The 16,873-nt window shown below is 61.2% G+C and carries 18 protein-coding genes; 12 read left to right on the top strand and 6 right to left on the bottom strand.

All coding sequences use genetic code 11. The annotated features are described in order from the left end of the window. Window positions 1–88: 88 nt before the first annotated feature. On the bottom strand, window positions 89–379 hold the full coding sequence (locus tag V6F91_RS10940; protein WP_332764251.1) for a hypothetical protein: 291 nt from the start codon (window positions 377–379) through the stop codon (window positions 89–91). Between the two features lie 124 nt (window positions 380–503). On the opposite strand from V6F91_RS10940, the gene V6F91_RS10945 reads away from it, so the two are divergent. Next, the gene (locus V6F91_RS10945; protein ID WP_332764253.1) at window positions 504–1,163 is read left to right on the top strand and encodes a glutathione S-transferase; all 660 of its coding nucleotides are present in this window, start codon (window positions 504–506) and stop codon (window positions 1,161–1,163) included. Window positions 1,164–1,265: 102 nt separating this feature from the next. Here the strand turns inward: V6F91_RS10945 and argH are convergent, their stop codons facing one another. Next, window positions 1,266–2,660, bottom strand: a complete 1,395-nt coding sequence (gene argH, locus V6F91_RS10950) for an argininosuccinate lyase (RefSeq protein WP_332764255.1) — start codon at window positions 2,658–2,660, stop codon at window positions 1,266–1,268. A 470-nt stretch (window positions 2,661–3,130) separates the two neighbouring features. Here argH and V6F91_RS10955 point away from each other — a divergent pair, with 470 nt between their 5' ends. From V6F91_RS10955 to rsd, 7 genes are all read left to right on the top strand, one after another. Then, complete coding sequence (locus V6F91_RS10955) at window positions 3,131–3,877, top strand: LytTR family DNA-binding domain-containing protein (RefSeq protein WP_332764257.1); 747 nt, start codon at window positions 3,131–3,133, stop codon at window positions 3,875–3,877. A gap of 137 nt (window positions 3,878–4,014) precedes the next feature. After that, window positions 4,015–4,956, top strand: a complete 942-nt coding sequence (gene hemC / locus V6F91_RS10960) for a hydroxymethylbilane synthase (RefSeq protein WP_332764259.1) — start codon at window positions 4,015–4,017, stop codon at window positions 4,954–4,956. Further along, complete coding sequence (locus tag V6F91_RS10965) at window positions 4,953–5,720, top strand: uroporphyrinogen-III synthase (RefSeq protein ID WP_332764261.1); 768 nt, start codon at window positions 4,953–4,955, stop codon at window positions 5,718–5,720. The genes hemC and V6F91_RS10965 overlap by 4 nt, the downstream gene beginning before the upstream one ends. 16 nt (window positions 5,721–5,736) lie before the next feature. Next, window positions 5,737–6,879 carry a uroporphyrinogen-III C-methyltransferase gene (locus V6F91_RS10970; protein WP_332764263.1) on the top strand — a complete coding sequence of 381 codons (1,143 nt, stop codon included), beginning with the start codon at window positions 5,737–5,739 and terminating at the stop codon, window positions 6,877–6,879. Continuing rightward, complete coding sequence (locus tag V6F91_RS10975) at window positions 6,876–8,114, top strand: heme biosynthesis protein HemY (protein ID WP_332764265.1); 1,239 nt, start codon at window positions 6,876–6,878, stop codon at window positions 8,112–8,114. Before V6F91_RS10970 ends, V6F91_RS10975 begins: the two co-directional genes overlap by 4 nt. A gap of 218 nt (window positions 8,115–8,332) precedes the next feature. Continuing rightward, entirely contained in the window at window positions 8,333–8,884 is a 552-nt protein-coding gene (locus V6F91_RS10980) for a disulfide bond formation protein B (protein WP_332764266.1), read from the top strand. Between the two features lie 182 nt (window positions 8,885–9,066). Beyond that, window positions 9,067–9,525, top strand: coding sequence for a sigma D regulator (gene rsd, locus V6F91_RS10985; protein WP_332764267.1), 459 nt, complete (start codon window positions 9,067–9,069; stop codon window positions 9,523–9,525). Between the two features lie 59 nt (window positions 9,526–9,584). Here rsd and V6F91_RS10990 read toward each other — a convergent pair whose 3' ends face one another. Further along, window positions 9,585–10,250: an FKBP-type peptidyl-prolyl cis-trans isomerase gene (locus V6F91_RS10990; protein WP_332764268.1), complete on the bottom strand. Its 666-nt coding sequence runs from the start codon at window positions 10,248–10,250 to the stop codon at window positions 9,585–9,587. A gap of 192 nt (window positions 10,251–10,442) precedes the next feature. On the opposite strand from V6F91_RS10990, the gene V6F91_RS10995 reads away from it, so the two are divergent. Beyond that, window positions 10,443–11,633: an AlgP family protein gene (locus tag V6F91_RS10995; protein ID WP_332764271.1), complete on the top strand. Its 1,191-nt coding sequence runs from the start codon at window positions 10,443–10,445 to the stop codon at window positions 11,631–11,633. Here V6F91_RS10995 and V6F91_RS11000 read toward each other — a convergent pair. Then, window positions 11,630–12,091 (bottom strand): TIGR02444 family protein, encoded by a 462-nt coding sequence (locus V6F91_RS11000; RefSeq protein WP_332764273.1) that lies wholly within the window; start codon window positions 12,089–12,091, stop codon window positions 11,630–11,632. The two genes, V6F91_RS10995 and V6F91_RS11000, sit on opposite strands and share 4 nt — an antisense overlap. Before the next feature lie 50 nt (window positions 12,092–12,141). Between V6F91_RS11000 and V6F91_RS11005 the strand changes: the two genes are divergently transcribed. The 3 genes from V6F91_RS11005 to V6F91_RS11015 all read left to right on the top strand — a co-directional run bounded on the left by V6F91_RS11005 (window position 12,142) and on the right by V6F91_RS11015 (window position 15,400). Continuing rightward, the gene (locus V6F91_RS11005) at window positions 12,142–14,052 is read left to right on the top strand and encodes an ATP-binding cassette domain-containing protein (RefSeq protein ID WP_332764275.1); all 1,911 of its coding nucleotides are present in this window, start codon (window positions 12,142–12,144) and stop codon (window positions 14,050–14,052) included. Then, window positions 14,052–14,633, top strand: a complete 582-nt coding sequence (locus tag V6F91_RS11010; protein ID WP_332764277.1) for a mechanosensitive ion channel family protein — start codon at window positions 14,052–14,054, stop codon at window positions 14,631–14,633. The genes V6F91_RS11005 and V6F91_RS11010 overlap by 1 nt, the downstream gene beginning before the upstream one ends. A gap of 134 nt (window positions 14,634–14,767) precedes the next feature. Beyond that, window positions 14,768–15,400, top strand: coding sequence for a LysE family transporter (locus V6F91_RS11015; protein ID WP_332764279.1), 633 nt, complete (start codon window positions 14,768–14,770; stop codon window positions 15,398–15,400). A 105-nt stretch (window positions 15,401–15,505) separates the two neighbouring features. Here V6F91_RS11015 and V6F91_RS11020 read toward each other — a convergent pair whose 3' ends face one another. Further along, entirely contained in the window at window positions 15,506–16,249 is a 744-nt protein-coding gene (locus V6F91_RS11020) for a penicillin-binding protein activator LpoB (RefSeq protein WP_332764281.1), read from the bottom strand. A gap of 3 nt (window positions 16,250–16,252) precedes the next feature. After that, the gene (gene lpoB, locus V6F91_RS11025; RefSeq protein WP_039757415.1) at window positions 16,253–16,840 is read right to left on the bottom strand and encodes a penicillin-binding protein activator LpoB; all 588 of its coding nucleotides are present in this window, start codon (window positions 16,838–16,840) and stop codon (window positions 16,253–16,255) included. Window positions 16,841–16,873: the final 33 nt, after the last annotated feature.

Below are 16,873 nucleotides of genomic sequence, written 5' to 3' on the forward strand. Positions count from 1 at the left end.
AGCCTGCTCGCGATAGCGGAGTGCCAGTCAGCATATTCGTCACTGACAGAACGCTATCGCGAGCAGGCTCACTCCTACAGGATGGGGTTCACTGCTTTTCTGGTGGCAACTCAGGCAATGCACGCAACGCCGCTTCGTACCATTCTGTATCGAACGCGCGGTCTTCATCCAGCATCGCGTCAATCTCGTAAGCCAGCACGTGCGCCATCAGTTCAAGGATCTCCTCGCGCTCCGTGCCCACCAACTTCAACTTGTTGAAGGTCGCCTTGGCTGCTGGCGGGTTGCCGCTCTCGATCTGGTTTTCGATGGCTTCGATCAGCGTTGCCTCGGTGAATGCTTCTTCGTCGTCATCGTTGACGATATCTGTCGGCTCGCTCATGGCAGGCTCCTCAAGGAAAGGCGCCCAGTTTACCCGCATTCAGCGGCGTGATGCTGCTGGCGGGAATCGCCGTAGCGATCTATAAACAGGCACTGCCCACCCCGCACGGCCTGGAGGCTCTGTGATGTTCAAGCTCTACGGTTTCTCTGTCAGCAATTACTACAACATGGTCAAACTGGCGTTGCTGGAAAAAGGCCTGCCGTTTGAGGAAGTGACTTTCTATCCGACGCAAACCGCGGAATCGCTGACCATCAGCCCGCGCGGCAAGGTGCCGGTGCTCGGCGTCGACGCCGGTTATATCAACGAAACCGCGATCATTCTCGAATACCTCGAACAGACTCAGCAAGGCACGCCGCTGCTGCCGAGCGACCCGTTCGAACGCGCGCAGGTACTGGCGATCGCCAAGGAAATCGAGCTGTACATCGAGTTGCCGGGCCGCGCCTGTTATGGCGAAGCTTTTTTCGGCATGACCCTGTCGGACGCGATCAAGGACAAGACCAGGACTGAACTGCAGCTGGGTTTTGCGGCGCTGGGCCGCCATGGCAAGTTCGCCCCGTATGTGGCGGGCGACAGTTTGAGCATCGCGGATCTGTATTTCCTCTACAGCGTGCCGCTGGCGTGTGCGGTCGGGCAGAAGCTGTTCGGGATCGATTGGCTGGCAGACATGCCACAAGCGAATGCGCTGCTGGAGCGGCTTGAGCAGAATCCGCATGTGCAGAAGATTGCCGCGGACAAGGATGCGGCGATGCCGGGGTTTTTGGCGATGATTGCTGCCAAGAAGTGAGATTTGCGGTGGACTGAAAAAAGCTATCGCGAGCAGGCTCACTCCTACAAGTTGGAATGCGTCCCCCTGTAGGAGTGAGCCTGCTCGCGATGCTTTTAACTTTTAGCGGCTGGCGATCAATGCCTGACCGCGGGCCACCGCAGCCTTGACCTGCGCCGGTGCAGTCCCGCCGATATGGTCGCGGGCGTTGACGGAACCTTCCAGAGTCAGCACGGCAAACACGTCCTGCTCGATCTGGTCGCTGAACTGGCGCAGCTCTTCCAGGCTCATCTCGGCCAGATCCTTGCCGGTATCCACGCCATATTTCACGGCGTGGCCAACGATTTCGTGGCAGTCGCGGAACGGCAGGCCACGGCGTACCAAATAGTCGGCCAGATCGGTCGCGGTGGAGAAACCGCGCAGCGCCGCTTCACGCATCATCGCGTGCTTGGGTTTGATCGCCGGGATCATGTCGGCAAACGCGCGCAGCGAATCGCGCAATGTATCGGCGGCGTCGAACAACGGTTCCTTGTCTTCCTGGTTGTCCTTGTTGTAGGCCAGCGGCTGGCCTTTCATCAGGGTCAGCAGGCCCATCAGCGCGCCGAACACCCGGCCGGTCTTGCCGCGTACCAGTTCTGGCACGTCGGGGTTTTTCTTTTGCGGCATGATCGAGCTGCCGGTGCAAAAACGATCTGGCAGATCGATGAACTGGAACTGCGCGCTGGTCCACAGCACCAGCTCTTCGGAGAAGCGCGACAGGTGCATCATCGCGATGCTCGCGGCCGAGCAGAATTCGATGGCGAAATCGCGATCGGAAACGTTGTCCAGCGAGTTGCTGCCGACGGCATCGAAGCCCAGCAGTTGCGCGGTGTATTCGCGGTCGATCGGGTACGTGGTGCCGGCCAGCGCGGCGCTACCCAACGGCATACGGTTGGTGCGCTTGCGGCAGTCGACCAGACGCTCGTAATCGCGGCTGAGCATTTCGAACCAGGCGAGCATGTGGTGGCCGAAGGTCACCGGTTGCGCGGTCTGCAGGTGAGTGAAGCCCGGCATGATACTCGCGGCCTCACGCTCGGCTTGCTCCAGCAGGCCTTTTTGCAGGCGGGTGATTTCGGCCAGGATCAGATCGATTTCGTCACGCAGCCACAGGCGAATGTCCGTGGCGACCTGATCGTTGCGGCTGCGCCCGGTGTGCAGCTTCTTGCCGGTCACGCCAATGCGATCGGTCAGGCGCGCTTCAATGTTCATGTGCACGTCTTCGAGATCGACGCGCCAGTCGAACTGGCCGGCCTCGATTTCGCCCTGAATGGTCTTCAGACCATCGATGATGCTGTCGCGCTCGGCATCAGTCAGCACGCCGACCTTGGCCAGCATGGTGGCGTGGGCGATCGAGCCCATGATGTCGTGGCGATACAGGCGCTGGTCGAAAGTGACGGAGGCGGTGAAGCGGGCGACGAAGGCGTCGACGGGTTCACTGAAGCGGCCGCCCCAGGACTGATTGGTCTTGTCAGTGCTCATGAATTCGCTCGTATCGGCTTGAAGAAAGAAGGCGTGAAACGCTGGCGCGGATAATAACAGGGTTGCCAATCCTGTCGCTGACACCGGTCGATACGTTTTTTTCGGCGCATGTCAGCCGTGGCCGGCGCTTCCCGCCGGGAATTTGCGCAAGGATATTTTTCGATTGAGCAATATCGCTCCGACGAACGTCTACAGTTGGACGTAAGGGTCGGCGTGGCTTTGTCTCGCGCAAAGGGCAGGGCGCCGACTATAAGAAGAGGGGGTGGGTGGATTGTCCTTCGGCAAACCCCGTGAAAAACGCAAGAAACAGCGGGCTTCGAGCAGTACGACCCGGACGCTGGCAAATATTGCTGGCCGACGTACGGCACTTTTTGGCGCTCAGGCTAGTCTTAGCGTGGATCGCGGTGACGGACGTCACTTCACCTGTCTAGCTATCCTTGTGCGAGACTCACGCAGGAATCCAGCGCAATATGAATGTCCTGATCGTTGATGACGAACCACTGGCTCGCGAGCGCCTCAGCCGAATGGTGAGCGAGCTTGAGGGTTATACAGTTCTGGAGCCCAGCGCCACCAATGGCGAAGAGGCGTTGGCACTGATCGACAGCCACAAGCCGGATATCGTCTTGCTCGATATCCGCATGCCGGGCCTCGATGGCCTGCAGGTGGCTGCCCGTCTGTGCGAACGCGAAACGCCGCCGGCCGTGGTGTTTTGCACCAGCCCCGATGAATTTGCCGTGGAAGCCCTGCAGGCCTGTGCCGTGGGCTATGTGGTGAAACCCGTGCGAACTGAACATCTGCAGGAAGCCCTGAAGCGGGCTGAGCGTCCCAACCGGGCACAACTCTCGTCGCTGACCCGTCCCGCTGCCGAAAGCGGCAACGGCCCACGCAGCCACATCAGCGCGCGCACTCGCAAAGGTATCGAGCTGATCCCGCTGGATCAGGTGGTGTACTTCATCGCCGACCACAAATACGTGACCTTGCGCCACGAGGCCGGCGAGGTGCTGCTGGACGAGCCACTCAAGGCGCTGGAAGACGAGTTCGGCGAGCGCTTCGTACGGATCCACCGTAACGCGCTGGTCGCCCGCGACCGCATCGAGCGTCTGCAACGCACGCCGCTGGGGCATTTTCAGCTGTTCCTCAAAGGCCTCAATGGTGATGCGCTGATCGTCAGCCGCCGTCATGTCGCCGGCGTACGCAAAATGATGCAGGGGCTTTGACCCGGTCACTCCGGGCGGCGCCATCTGCTTGAACCGGGCATCACAGGCCAGGGAGGCCACGTCGTTTCTGATTCAAGTCAAAGTGGATTTGGCTGAGCTGTTATTATCCGCCGTATCTATTCAGTACGGATTGATCCATGTCCTCTCGCGAAATCCGCATCGCCACCCGTAAAAGTGCGCTGGCCCTCTGGCAGGCCGAATACGTCAAAGCCCGTCTGGAAGCGGCCCATCCCGGTTTGCAGGTAACGCTGGTGCCCATGGTCAGTCGCGGCGACAAGCTGCTCGACTCGCCACTGTCGAAAATCGGCGGCAAAGGTCTGTTCGTCAAGGAGCTGGAAACCGCGCTGCTGGAAAACGAAGCCGACATCGCCGTGCATTCGATGAAAGACGTGCCGATGGATTTCCCCGAAGGCCTCGGTCTGTTCTGCATCTGCGAGCGCGAAGACCCGCGCGACGCCTTCGTTTCCAATACCTTTACCAGCCTCGAAACGCTGCCTGCCGGGAGCATCGTCGGCACTTCAAGCCTGCGTCGTCAGGCGCAATTGCTGACGCGCCGTCCGGACCTGCAGATCCGCTTCTTGCGTGGCAACGTCAATACTCGCCTGGCCAAGCTCGATGCCGGTGAGTACGACGCGATCATCCTCGCGGCGGCCGGTCTGATCCGCCTTGGCTTCGAGGACCGTATCACTTCGGCGATCAGCGTCGATGACAGCCTGCCGGCCGGTGGTCAGGGCGCGGTGGGCATCGAGTGCCGCAGCGCCGATACGCACATCCACGCACTGCTCGCGCCTTTGCATCACGCCGACACCTCGTCGCGCGTCAGCGCCGAACGTGCGCTCAACAAACATTTGAATGGCGGCTGCCAGGTGCCGATCGCCTGCTATGCCGTGCTCGAAGGTGAGCAGTTGTGGCTGCGCGGTCTGGTCGGTGAGCCAAGTGGCGGCAGGCTGCTCAGTGCTGAAGCCCGTGCGCCGCGCGGCGATGCCGAAGCTTTGGGCGTGCAGGTCGCCGAAGACTTGCTGCGCCAGGGCGCCGATGACATCCTCAAAGCGGTATATGGCGAGGCAGGTCACGAGTGACCGGCTGGCGCCTGCTGCTGACACGCCCTGCGGACGACTGCGCGGCGCTGGCCGAGACGTTGGCCGCGCAGGGGATTTTCAGCAGTTGCCTGCCGCTTTTGGAAATAGCTCCGCTGCCTGTGTCTGCCACAATTCGTCAGGCGCTGATTCGGCTGGCGGATTGCAACGCGGTGATCGTGGTCAGCAAGCCGGCGGCGCGCATTGCCCTGGATCTGCTTGATACGTACGAGCCGCAGTCATTGACGATGCCGTGGTTCAGCGTGGGCTCGGCTACCGGCGATATTCTCCGCGAGCATGGCCTGGACGTGCATTTTCCGGACGCCGGCGATGACAGCGAAGCCTTGCTGCAATTGCCGCGTCTGCTCAAGGTGCTCGGCCAGCCTGGCGCGCGGGTGATGATCTTGCGTGGTGAGGGCGGGCGCGAGCTGCTCGCCGAGCGTCTGCGCGAGTCAGGTGCTAGTGTCGAGTATCTGGAATTGTATCGACGCGAGCTGCCGAGCCACGCGCCGCAAGAACTGCCACGGCGGATCGAAGCGGAACGCTTGAACGGCCTGGTGGTCAGCAGTGGACAGGGTTTCGAGCACCTGCGCCAAATGGCCGGTGAAGCCTGGGCAGGCATCGCGCAGTTGCCGTTGTTTGTACCAAGCCCGAGAGTCGCCGAGCTGGCACGTGCCGCCGGGGCTCAAACAGTTGTGGATTGCCGCGGCGCGAGTGCCGCGGCTTTGCTGACGGCGTTACGGGAACATCCCGTGGCCGTTCTCTGATGCAAAGGATGGATACGTGAGCGAAACAGCCTTGCCTAAAGATGATGTGCAACCTGTGACCGATACCCAGGTTGAAACTCCACCGCCGGCCAAAGAGCCGCGCCGAGGCAATGGACTGGCCATCGTCGCCCTGTTGCTTGGCGCCGCCGGTGTGGCGATCGGAGGCTGGGGTGTCTGGCAGGTCCGCCACCTGCAGACCAACACCCAGCAACAGTCCGGTCAGGTGCAGGCGTTGAACGATCAGGCGCAGAGTCTGAAGCTCAACGAGCAGCGCCTGACCGAGCGCCTTGCGCAACTGCCGGGAGCCGACGAACTTGCCGAACGCCAGCGTCTGGTGACGCAGTTGCAGGGCGATCAGCAGCGCCTCAATCAGCGTCTGGAAACCGTGCTGGGCGCCAGCCGCAAGGACTGGCGTCTGGCCGAAGCCGAACATTTGCTGCGTCTGGCCAGCCTGCGCCTGTCAGCCTTGCAGGACATCAGCAGCGCTCAGGCGCTGGTGCAGGGCGCTGACGAGATTCTTCGCGAGCAAAACGATCCGGGTTCGTTCGCCGCGCGCGAGCAGGTGGCGAAAACCCTGGTGGCGCTGCGCAGCACCGAGCAGCCGGACCGCACCGGGCTGTTCCTGCGCCTGGGCGCGCTGCGCGACCAGGTTATCAACCTCACCGAACTGGCGCCGGAGTACAAGGACCGCGGCGAATCGCTGCTGGGCCTGACCGCCGACGGTGACGGCGCCAGTCGCTGGGCGCAATGGTGGGACAAGGTATCGCGCTATATCCGCATCGATTTCAACGCCGACAAGAATGTGAGGCCATTGCTGGCCGGGCAAAGCCTGAGTCAGGTGCGTCTGGCCCTCAGCCTGGCGCTGGAGCAGGCGCAGTGGGCAGCCCTCAACGGGCAGGCGTCGGTGTATACCCAGGCGCTGGCCGAGGCGCGTGATGTGCTCAAGGGCAATTTCAACCCGGACAATCCGCAAAGCAAGGTGATGCTCGAGCAGGTCGGCGAGTTGAGCAAGGAACCGGTGACAGTCGTGACACCGGATCTGGCCGGCACGCTCAGCGCGGTCCAGGCCTATCTTGAGCGACGCAACGTCAACGCTGAAGAGTCGGTGAAACCGTTTGCCAAGCCTGCTGCCAACACTGCGCAGGAGGCCACGCCATGAAACGCCTGTATGTGATCGTGTTTCTGGTGATCGCGGCGACGGCGGCGCTGGGGCTGGCGATTGCCGAACATTCCGGTTACGTGCTGGTGGCCTACAAGAGCTTCCGCTATGAATCGAGCCTGTGGGCGACGCTGGCGGTCATCGCCGTGTTGTGGCTGCTCGTCTGGGGCATCAGGGCGCTGATCGAATTGATCATGACCTCCAGCGGTGTGGTCAATCCGTGGTCGCGGCGTAACCGCAGCCGGCGCGTGCAGGTAGCGATCGAACATGGTCAGCTGGATCTGGCCGAAGGTCGCTGGGCCAGTGCGCAGCGGCATCTGTCGCGAGCCGCCGAAGCCGAGCGCCAACCGCTTCTCTACTACCTTGGCGCCGCCCGCGCGGCTAACGAACAAGGTCATTACGAGGAGTGCGATCGGTTGCTCGAGCGCGCGCTGGAACGTCAACCGCAGGCGGAACTGGCGATCGCCTTGAGCCATGCGCAATTGCAAACTGATCGTGGCGATACCGACGGTGCGCTGGTGACTTTGCAAGCGATGCACGAGCGGCATCCGCACAATGCACAGACGCTGCGCCAGTTGCAGCGTTTGTATCAGCAACGCGGCGAATGGTCGGCGGTGATCCGTTTGCTGCCGGAGCTGCGCAAGGACAAGGTTCTGCCACCGGCGGAGCTGACAGAACTGGAGCGCCGCGCCTGGGGCGAAAATCTGTCGCTGGCCGCGCAACGCGAAGAAGACGGCAGCGTGGGCCTGCAATCGCTGACTCGCGCCTGGCAGCAACTGACCTCGGCGCAACGGCAAGAGCCTTCGCTGGTGCTGGCGTATGCCGAACAACTGCGCCAGTCAGGCGCTCAGGTCGAGGCCGAAGAGGTATTGCGCACCGCGCTAAAGCGCAAATACGACAGCCATCTGGCCCGTCTTTACGGCCTGGTGCGCGGTAGCGAGCCAGCCCGTCAGTTGCAAATCGCCGAAGGCTGGTTGAAGGATCACCCGAACGATCCGAGCCTGCTGCTGACCCTGGGCCGGCTGTGTCTGCAAACCAGTTTGTGGGGCAAGGCGCGCGATTACCTGGAAAGCAGCCTGCGTGTTCAGCGCAATCCGGAAACCTGTGCCGAGCTGGCGAGGCTGCTGGCGCAATTGGGCGATACCGAGCGCAGTAATCAACTGTTCCAGGAAGGCCTTGGCCTGCTGGATGAGCGTTTGCTGGCGGCGCCGTTGCCAGTGCCGACAGCGGTCTGAAAGGGGCGAGGGAGGTATCTCCCTCGCTGCCGATTACCGCTGAAGTTCGATCTTCAATGCGGCTGCGGGACAAAGTCTTACAGCGCGCTACATCAATTCCTCTCGAACCTGTCGGGTTTTCCCTACACCTTTGGTGAACTGTCCGCAGGGCATCGCCTTGAAAGGCTGACACGCTTTCCTCTACCGTAACCGCCTGTCTCTACTGTTACGGAAAAGCCATGTCGTTGGCCTGCTCACGCTCCTTGTTCTTCATGGCTTTCATTGCGGGGGTCTTTGCTCTGGGAGCTTCCTATTATCTTGAATACGCTGTCGGCCTGACGCCTTGCAGCCTGTGCCTGGTGCAGCGGCTGTTTCTCACGCTGCTTTGCGTTTGCAGTGGTGTGGCGGCGGTGCACGGCCCCAAGCGTGCGGGCCTGTGGTTGTACTGGCTGGTGACCCTGGGAGCGACTTTGGGTGGCACCACGGCGGCCTGGCGGCAGGTGCTGATTCAGAGTGATCCGGTGCTGCAACTGCACCATTGCATAGCGGCTCCCGAGTCGTTTATGGGGGGGCTGCCGTGGATCTGCGCGCTGCAACGGATGTTTAGCGGCGCCGCCGAATGCGCGGAAATTTCCTGGACGCTGTTCGACCTGAGCATCCCGGAATGGAGTCTGCTGTTCTTCGTCGCGGTATCGATTCTGGCGGTGTATCAACTGTTGCGGCTGGTCTGGAGCGCTCTGCAACGCCCGCTCAGCGGCGAAGCGTCGCACACGCTGATGCTGCGCGATTAAACACTTGTATGAACTTTATCTCCTGCGTACCTTGAAGCCATAAGCGCGCGGGCATAATCTGGCCCGCACGTGTCATTGGAATCATGTTGCTCGATGACGCTCTGCCCGACCGTCCCCCAAGCCTGATCAGAACAGGGACGCGGGTGTAGAGCAGCATGACCCACAAGGGAAGAGAGATCGCCATGCTCGAAAGTTGTCAGAATGCTCAGGAACGCTGGGGTGGAGTTCATCTGCTGATCGACCGCTGGTTGCAGGAGCGTGAAGAACTGATCGGCGCCTACGACAAACTCGGCGCGCAGCCTGAAGCCTTGTCGGAGAGCCGCAAGCCCTTGCAGGAATTCTGCGGCGTACTGGTTGATTACGTATCGGCCGGGCACTTCGAAATCTACGAACAGCTGACCGGCGAAGCCAAAGCGTTCAACGACAAGCGCGGCCTGGAACTCGCCGATACGATCTATCCGCGCATCGACGTCATCACCGAGAAGCTGCTTGCGTTCAACGATCTGTGTGATGAAGGCAAATGCGTCGCCGAGAAATTCAAGGAGCTGGGCGGACTGCTGCACGAGCGCTTTGAACTCGAAGACTGCCTGATCGAAGTGCTGCATACAGCACACAAGGCTGAGGAGCCGGTTCAGGCCTGATTATTGAAAAGCCCGAGCAAAAAATGGTGCGCCCGAAAGCGCACCTTTTTTATGCCAGATCAACCCGTCGCGCCACGCAATTCAACTTCGAACACCAGCGGTGTGAACGGGGCGATCAGGTCGCCGGCGCCGTCAGCGCCATAAGCCTGATCCGATGGAATCACCAAGCGCCATTTCGCCCCCACCGGCATGTTTTGCAACGCGGTTCGCCAACCGGCAATCACGCTGTCGAGATTGAACCACTGCGGTTGGCTGTTCTGATCGAACACGGTGCCGTCCGGTAGCTTGCCGACATACAGCACCTGCACTTTTCCATCAGGTCCGGCCTTTGCACCGTTACCCGCAACGAGTTCAGTCAGCAGGATGCCATCGGCTAATTCCTTCACGCCGGGTTTGGCTTTTTCAGCCGTCAGAAAACGTTGTTCGTTTTCCATCGCCGCGTCGCTCGAATGCAGCGATGCCTGCTCAGCATTCTTCGATTCATGGTCAGCCAGAATCTGCTCGATACGCGCTTCGCTCAACGCCAATGGTTTGCCTTGATAAGCCTGTTGCAAGCCCTCGATCAGCGCTTGAATCTGCAACTGTGGAACCTCCTGGCGCAGGCGCTCGCCGAGACTCGCCCCAAGGCTGTAAGCCAGATCATGAGCATCATTCGCGGTGTTTTTTTCGTCGGCATGGGCGACTGAAAAAAGCACGCAGAGGGATAAAAAAAAGTAGCGTGACATGGGCACTCTCCGACCTGAGATGCGCGGGATTATGCCAGCGCAAAGCGCTGCACCGGTGAACTCCTTTGGGTTTCGTGCAAGACATTTTCGTTTCGGTGCAACGCAACGGTTTCGATACTGTCAAGATGCCCTAGCGGCGGTATCAGCAGAGGTCTAGTATGAGCCGCACTCACGTCAGCCAGGAGGTAAACCATGTCGGCCACCAAGAAGCCTGTAAATACTCCGTTGCACTTACTCCAACAACTCTCGGGCAGCCTGCTCGAGCATTTGGAAAACGCTTGCTCGCAAGCCTTGGCTGATGCTGAAAAATTGCTCGCCAAGCTGGAAAAGCAACGCGGCAAGGCGCAGGAAAAACTGCACAAATCGCGCACCAAATTGCAGGACGCAGCAACTGCCGGCAAAGCCAAGGCACAGACCAAAGCCAAAGGCGCGGTGAAAGAACTGGAAGACCTGCTCGATGCGCTGAAGGATCGTCAGTCCGAGACACGCAGCTACATTCTCCAGCTCAAGCGCGATGCCCAGGAAAGCCTGAAACTGGCCCAGGGTGTCGGTCGCGTGCAAGAAGCCGTGGGCAAAGTCCTGTCCACCCGCGCTGCCAAACCAGCCGCCACGCCAGCGAAGAAAGTCGCCGCCAAACCGGCTGCCAACAAGACCCAAACTGCAGCGGCCAAGCCTGCTGCTAAAACGGCAGCCAAGCCTGCTGCGAAAGCACCGGTGAAAGCCGCAGCCAAACCAGCCGCCAAAATCGCTGTGAAACCTGCGGTGAAAAAACCGGCTGCGGCGAGCGCTGCAAAACCGGCGGCGAAAACCACCGCTGCCAAACCAGCTGCCGCCAAGCCTGCCGCTAAAACTGCCGCCGCCAAACCGGCTGCAAAACCCGCCGCGACCAAAGCCGCTCCGGCGAAAACCACCGCTGCCAAACCGGCCGCTAAACCTGCAGCGAAAGCTGCGACGAAACCCGCCGCAAAACCTGCTGTGAAAACCGCTGCCGCCAAGCCTGCCGCGAAATCAGCTGCCGCGAAATCAGCTGCGGCTAAACCGGCTGCAAAAACTGCCGCCAAGCCAGCTGCAAAACCAGCCGCTAAAGCCGCCGCAAAGCCAGCCGCCAAACCGGCTGCCGCTGCCAAACCTGCGACCACTGCTGCCAAGCCTGCTGCTGCAAAAACAGCCACCAAGCCAGTAGCAAAACCTGCCGCAAAACCCGCTGCGAAGAAGCCAGCCGCTGCCAAACCAGCCGCTGCCCCAGCTGCCAAGCCTGCCGCGCCAGCCACCCCGGCCACGCCAGCCGCTGCTGCGCCTGCCGCTACTACCTCGGTCCCTACGACTGCGCCAACGCCAGCCGCTGCATCGAGCGTCAGCAATAACCCGACCAGCGCCTCCTAAGTGCCGGTTGCCGCGACGCGCAGCACTTGCAGCGCGTCGCGGTTCGGGCTGGCCGCCGCGCCAACCACTCCCTCAAGCCAGGTGGTAGAACCGGCGGCGTTTCGCGCCCACGCCTGCGCTACACCCTCAAGCCGTGACAGCAATACTCGCTCTGCCTCAAGTTCGAGTGATTTGATCTGCTCGCGCATGCCTTTCAATACGGCATCGTCGACCGCCCGGGTTTTCCATTGCATGCGCAATGTACGCAGCGGTTGCACCACTTCGGCATCCCAAGGCCCGGTCAGCGTCCGCAGCTGGTTCAAGCGCTGTTCATCACATGTCACCGCGCGTTGTTCCAGCCACAAACCGCACAGCAACAGGCAGACATTGACGCCTGCTGTTTGCAATTGCAGGCAGGCATCTTCCACACCCGCTCGGGTGTAGACATTCAAGGCAAAGCTCCACAGGTCAGAGGACATCGTGCTACTCGCGCCAGTTGTGAGCGAAGCTGGTAGACTCCGCCGCCATTATGATCCGACTTCAGAACCTGACTTTACAGCGTGGCCCGCAACGTCTGCTAGAAGACGCCGAGCTGACCCTGCACGCCGGCCACAAAGCTGGCCTCATCGGTGCCAACGGCGCCGGCAAATCCAGCCTGTTTGCCTTGCTGCGTGGCGAGTTGCACCCGGATTCGGGCGATTGCCTGTTGCCGGCCGACTGGCGCATCGCGCACATGCGCCAAGAGGTTGATACCCTTGAGCGCCTGGCGGTCGACTACGTGCTCGACGGCGACCTGCGCCTGCGCGAAGTGCAGCGCGAGCTCGCCGCCGCCGAGGAGGCCCACGACGGCACCGCGCTGGCCCGTCTGCACGCCGAACTCGATAGCGCCGACGGCTACACCGCCGATGCGCGGGCGCGCAAACTGCTCGCCGGTCTCGGTTTCAGCAACGAGCAGATGGATCGTCAGGTCGGCGATTTCTCCGGTGGCTGGCGGATGCGTCTGAACCTGGCGCAGGCCCTGATGTGCCCATCGGACCTGCTGCTGCTCGACGAACCGACCAACCACCTGGACCTCGACGCGATCATCTGGCTCGAGGAATGGCTGAAAAGCTATCCGGGCACGTTGCTGCTGATTTCCCACGACCGCGATTTCCTCGATGAAGTGGTCGATCACGTGGCCCATGTCGACCAGCGCAAGCTGACCCTCTATCGTGGCGGCTACACCGCGTTCGAGCGCGCCCGTGCCGAGCGGCTGGCCCAGCAGCAACAGGCCTACGAGAAGCAGCAGGCGCAGCGTGCGCACATGGAAAGCTACATCGCCCGCTTCAAGGCACAGGCGACCAAGGCTCGTCAGGCGCAAAGCCGAATCAAGGCGCTGGAACGGATGGAAGAGTTGTCGGCGGCGCATGTCGATTCGCCGTTCGATTTCGTTTTCCGCGAGTCGACAAAGATCTCCAGCCCGTTGATCGACCTGTCCGATGCGCGCCTGGGTTATGGCGACAAAACCATCCTGGAGAAGGTCAAGCTGCAACTGACCCCAGGCGCACGGATTGGTCTGCTGGGTCCGAACGGTGCGGGTAAATCGACGCTGATCAAGAATCTTGCCGGCGAGCTCGAACCGCTGGCCGGGCGCCTCACTCGCGGTGAAAACACCGTGGTCGGCTACTTTGCTCAGCATCAGCTCGATTCGCTGGATGCCAAGGCCAGCCCGTTGCTGCACTTGCAGCGTCTGGCACCGACCGAGCGCGAACAGACCTTGCGTGATTTCCTCGGTGGTTTCGACTTCCGCGGTGCGCGTATCGATGAGCCGGTGCTGAATTTTTCCGGTGGCGAAAAAGCCCGTCTGGCGCTGGCGCTGATCGCCTGGGAACGGCCGAACCTGCTGCTGCTCGACGAACCGACCAACCACCTCGATCTGGAAATGCGTCTGGCGCTGACCATGGCCCTGCAGGAATTCAGCGGCGCGGTACTGGTGGTGTCTCACGATCGGCATTTGCTCAAGAGCACCACCGACAACTTTTACCTGGTCGCTGACGGCAAGGTTGAAGAGTTCGATGGCGATCTCGATGACTACGCGCGCTGGCTGGTCGAGTACCGTCAACGCAACGCGCCGGTGAACAACACGCCGGTCAATCCGGACAAGACCGACAAGAAGGCTCAGCGCCAAGCGGCCGCGGCGCTGCGTCAGCAACTGGCCCCGCACAAACGCGAAGCCGACAAGCTCGAAGCCGAACTGGGCAAGCTGCATGAAAAGCTCGCCAAGGTCGACGCGAGCCTCGGCGACAGCGACATCTACGAGCCGGCGCGCAAGAACGAACTGCGCGATCTGCTCGCCGAGCAGGCCAAATTGAAGGTTCGCGAAGCCGAGCTTGAAGAAGCCTGGATGCAAGCGCTGGAGACTCTGGAAAGCATGCAGGCGGAGCTGGAGGCGCTGTCCTGATGGAAGCGTTCAAGCTGCCGCTGCCGGCAATGTGGATCGAGCCGATCTGGCTCGGCGTGCAGATTCTGCTGATCCTGCTCGCCGGTTACCTGGCCCAGCGCGTGGTCGCCCGGGGGCTGACCCGTCTGGGTGAGCGTTACCCGTTCCCGCCGCAACTGCTGATGCCGCTGCGCGGTGTGTTGCGCTGGCTGATCATGGGCAGCGCGGTGATCTTCGTGCTGGAACGCCTCGGGGTTTCAGCGACGGTGCTGTGGACCGCACTCTCCGGGTTCGTCGCGGTGGCGGCGGTGGCGTTCTTTGCCATGTGGAGCGTGTTGTCCAACCTGCTCTGCGCAATTCTGATCTTCACCGTCGGGCCGTTCCGCTTGGGCGATGTCGTCGAGCTGGTCGACACCACTGACAAACCGGGCGTCAAAGGCCGGGTGGTAGCGATCAATCTGCTCTACACCACGTTGATCGAGGCCGAAGAACTCGGCACCGGCAGCGCCATGGTCCAGGTGCCCAACAGCCTGTTCTTCCAGCGTTCGGTGCGGCGCTGGCGCGGCACGGATGTGTTTCCGTCCAGCGGGTTCGAAAAGTAGATTTCGGGCGCCTGATCTGGCGCCTTCGCGAGCAGGCCCTCAGTAGCATCGCAATCCTCAGCAAAAAACGATAGTCATCCAGCCATCGCCGCATTAGCTTATGCCTTTGTCACGAGCACGAGTCGAGGTGTGCGATGGAGCTTCAAACATGGCTGGCGTTTTTCGCAGCCTGCTGGGTGATCAGTCTGTCCCCGGGTGCCGGCGCCATCGCGTCGATGTCCAGCGGTCTGCAATATGGTTTCTGGCGCGGTTACTGGAACGCCCTCGGCTTGCAGCTCGGTCTGGCGGTGCAGATTGCGATTGTCGGCGCCGGGGTCGGCGCGATCCTCACGGCTTCCGCCACCGCGTTCCATGCGATCAAATGGTTCGGTGTGGCCTATCTGGTTTACCTGGCGATCAAGCAATGGCGCGCGCTGCCGATGGACATGAGCGATGACGCCGCGGTGCGGCCGATCGGCAAGCCGCTGGCGCTGGTGTTCCGCGGGTTTCTGGTGAACATCAGCAATCCCAAGGCGCTGGTGTTCATGCTCGCGGTGCTGCCGCAGTTCATTAACCCACATGCGCCGTTGTTGATTCAGTATCTGGTGATCGGGGTGACGATGATCTTCGTCGATCTGATCGTCATGGCGGGCTACACCGGGCTGGCTTCGAAAGTGCTGCGTTTGCTGCGCACGCCGAAGCAGCAGCGCCGCATGAACCGCACGTTTGCCGGGCTGTTCATCGGTGCCGCAGCGTTTATGGCAACATTGCGCAAAGCGGCGGTGTAAACCGCGCAGGCACAAAAAAGGCGACCCGAGCGGGTCGCCTTTTTTTGCGCCTGGAACGCAGAGCGTCCCGGGCTGCATTCCCACGCTGAGCGTGGGAATGATCAGTCAGCGCAGAATCACCGGCGCGGTGTCGCGCGGCAGATTGTTGCGCTGCGGTGCCTCGCGCGGCTGCTCATGACCGTCGCCACCGAGCTGCATGCTCAGCTGTCCGGCCACGTCTTCGCCCAGCGCTTTCGAGACTTCGCGGACCACCCGTGGACGGTTCAGCGAAATCTTGATGTCGCGATGATTGACCAGTTTGGTGTCCTGCGCTTCGCCCATCGCCGTGAAGGCCGAGGTGATCTCGAAGGTCTTGGTGTTGATCAGGCTGAAATCCGCCACCAGCGTCAGGCCCAGCACCGCCGAATAGCTGTCGGTGTGCGCCAGCTCGTTGATGTCCTGGGTGAAGTCGATATCCGACACGGTGCCGAACAGCACGTAGTCGGCGCCCTTGAAATTGCCGGCCTTGATGCGCTTGATCACGTCGTACACATCGCCCCTGGACGAGGCGGTGTATGGCGTGCCCTGCACCAGCTGGAACATGCCGGTACGCAGGATCTCACCTTTGATGTCGCCGGTGAATTTACGCAGCTCGCCCTGCTCGATGTAGCTGGTGGTCGCTTCGATCTCGTTGTAGCTCGAAGAGCCGCTGGAGCTGTAGTAACCCTCGCGGTGATTGCTCTGCGCCGAAACGATGTGGATGTATTGCTCCACGCGTTCCTGGTACGCCAGATCCGTCACCGCGACTTTCGGGGCCGCTTGCACGCTGAACGCGCAAGCCAGGGCCATCATGCCAATCCATGCGCGCATTGCTTAACGCTCCGTGGTTTTGCGGATCTCTTTTTCGTCCATCCACTCGGCCAGACCGCTTTCGACGTCGATCAGTTGCAGGCTGAATTTGTAGAAGACGTCCTTGTAATCGCTGCTGCGCTTGACGATCGAGCTGATCGAACCTTCGATGCGGTACTTGGCGGCGATCATGTTGCCCGTCTTGGCCACGGTGCTCTTTTTGTACAGGCCGCTCTGGTTCTGCAGCTTGAGCTGGTCAACCTGGCTCTGCATCGCATTGTTGTCGCTGGCGAAACGCGCAACGCCGGTCTTCATCAACTGAGTCTTGATGCTGGTGGTGATTTCGCGGGTATCGATGTACTCGCTGGTCTTGTTCTTCACATCGTAGACCTGAACCACCGGACGGCCCTGCAGGATGCCGGACTGAGCCAGCGAGCGGGTCATCGACTCGGCGATCATTTGCAGGTCGGTCGAACCGAATTCGTTGGTGACGGTTTCCACCGCTTTGGTGTCGCCGTAGCTGATGTTCTTGCTGCCCAGCGTCGGCGAGGTGTTGGCGCAACCGGAGGCCAGCAGGGCGATGACAGCGATGCAGGAAAAGCGTGCAAACATGGGAGTGATCTCTGAATCAGGAATAGGGTGACA

The organism is Pseudomonas koreensis, assembly GCF_036668835.1.
In the GTDB taxonomy this organism is placed as follows: Bacteria; Pseudomonadota; Gammaproteobacteria; order Pseudomonadales; family Pseudomonadaceae; genus Aquipseudomonas; species Aquipseudomonas koreensis_I.

Coding starts and splice junctions, on each gene's coding strand:
- V6F91_RS10940 (WP_332764251.1), bottom strand. CDS start 379: ATGAGCGAGCCGACAGATATCGTCAACGATGACGACGAAGAAGCATTC.
- V6F91_RS10945 (WP_332764253.1), top strand. CDS start 504: ATGTTCAAGCTCTACGGTTTCTCTGTCAGCAATTACTACAACATGGTC.
- argH (WP_332764255.1), bottom strand. CDS start 2,660: ATGAGCACTGACAAGACCAATCAGTCCTGGGGCGGCCGCTTCAGTGAA.
- V6F91_RS10955 (WP_332764257.1), top strand. CDS start 3,131: ATGAATGTCCTGATCGTTGATGACGAACCACTGGCTCGCGAGCGCCTC.
- hemC (WP_332764259.1), top strand. CDS start 4,015: ATGTCCTCTCGCGAAATCCGCATCGCCACCCGTAAAAGTGCGCTGGCC.
- V6F91_RS10975 (WP_332764265.1), top strand. CDS start 6,876: ATGAAACGCCTGTATGTGATCGTGTTTCTGGTGATCGCGGCGACGGCG.
- V6F91_RS10980 (WP_332764266.1), top strand. CDS start 8,333: ATGTCGTTGGCCTGCTCACGCTCCTTGTTCTTCATGGCTTTCATTGCG.
- rsd (WP_332764267.1), top strand. CDS start 9,067: ATGCTCGAAAGTTGTCAGAATGCTCAGGAACGCTGGGGTGGAGTTCAT.
- V6F91_RS10990 (WP_332764268.1), bottom strand. CDS start 10,250: ATGTCACGCTACTTTTTTTTATCCCTCTGCGTGCTTTTTTCAGTCGCC.
- V6F91_RS10995 (WP_332764271.1), top strand. CDS start 10,443: ATGTCGGCCACCAAGAAGCCTGTAAATACTCCGTTGCACTTACTCCAA.
- V6F91_RS11000 (WP_332764273.1), bottom strand. CDS start 12,091: ATGTCCTCTGACCTGTGGAGCTTTGCCTTGAATGTCTACACCCGAGCG.
- V6F91_RS11005 (WP_332764275.1), top strand. CDS start 12,142: ATGATCCGACTTCAGAACCTGACTTTACAGCGTGGCCCGCAACGTCTG.
- V6F91_RS11010 (WP_332764277.1), top strand. CDS start 14,052: ATGGAAGCGTTCAAGCTGCCGCTGCCGGCAATGTGGATCGAGCCGATC.
- V6F91_RS11015 (WP_332764279.1), top strand. CDS start 14,768: ATGGAGCTTCAAACATGGCTGGCGTTTTTCGCAGCCTGCTGGGTGATC.
- V6F91_RS11020 (WP_332764281.1), bottom strand. CDS start 16,249: ATGCGCGCATGGATTGGCATGATGGCCCTGGCTTGCGCGTTCAGCGTG.
- lpoB (WP_039757415.1), bottom strand. CDS start 16,840: ATGTTTGCACGCTTTTCCTGCATCGCTGTCATCGCCCTGCTGGCCTCC.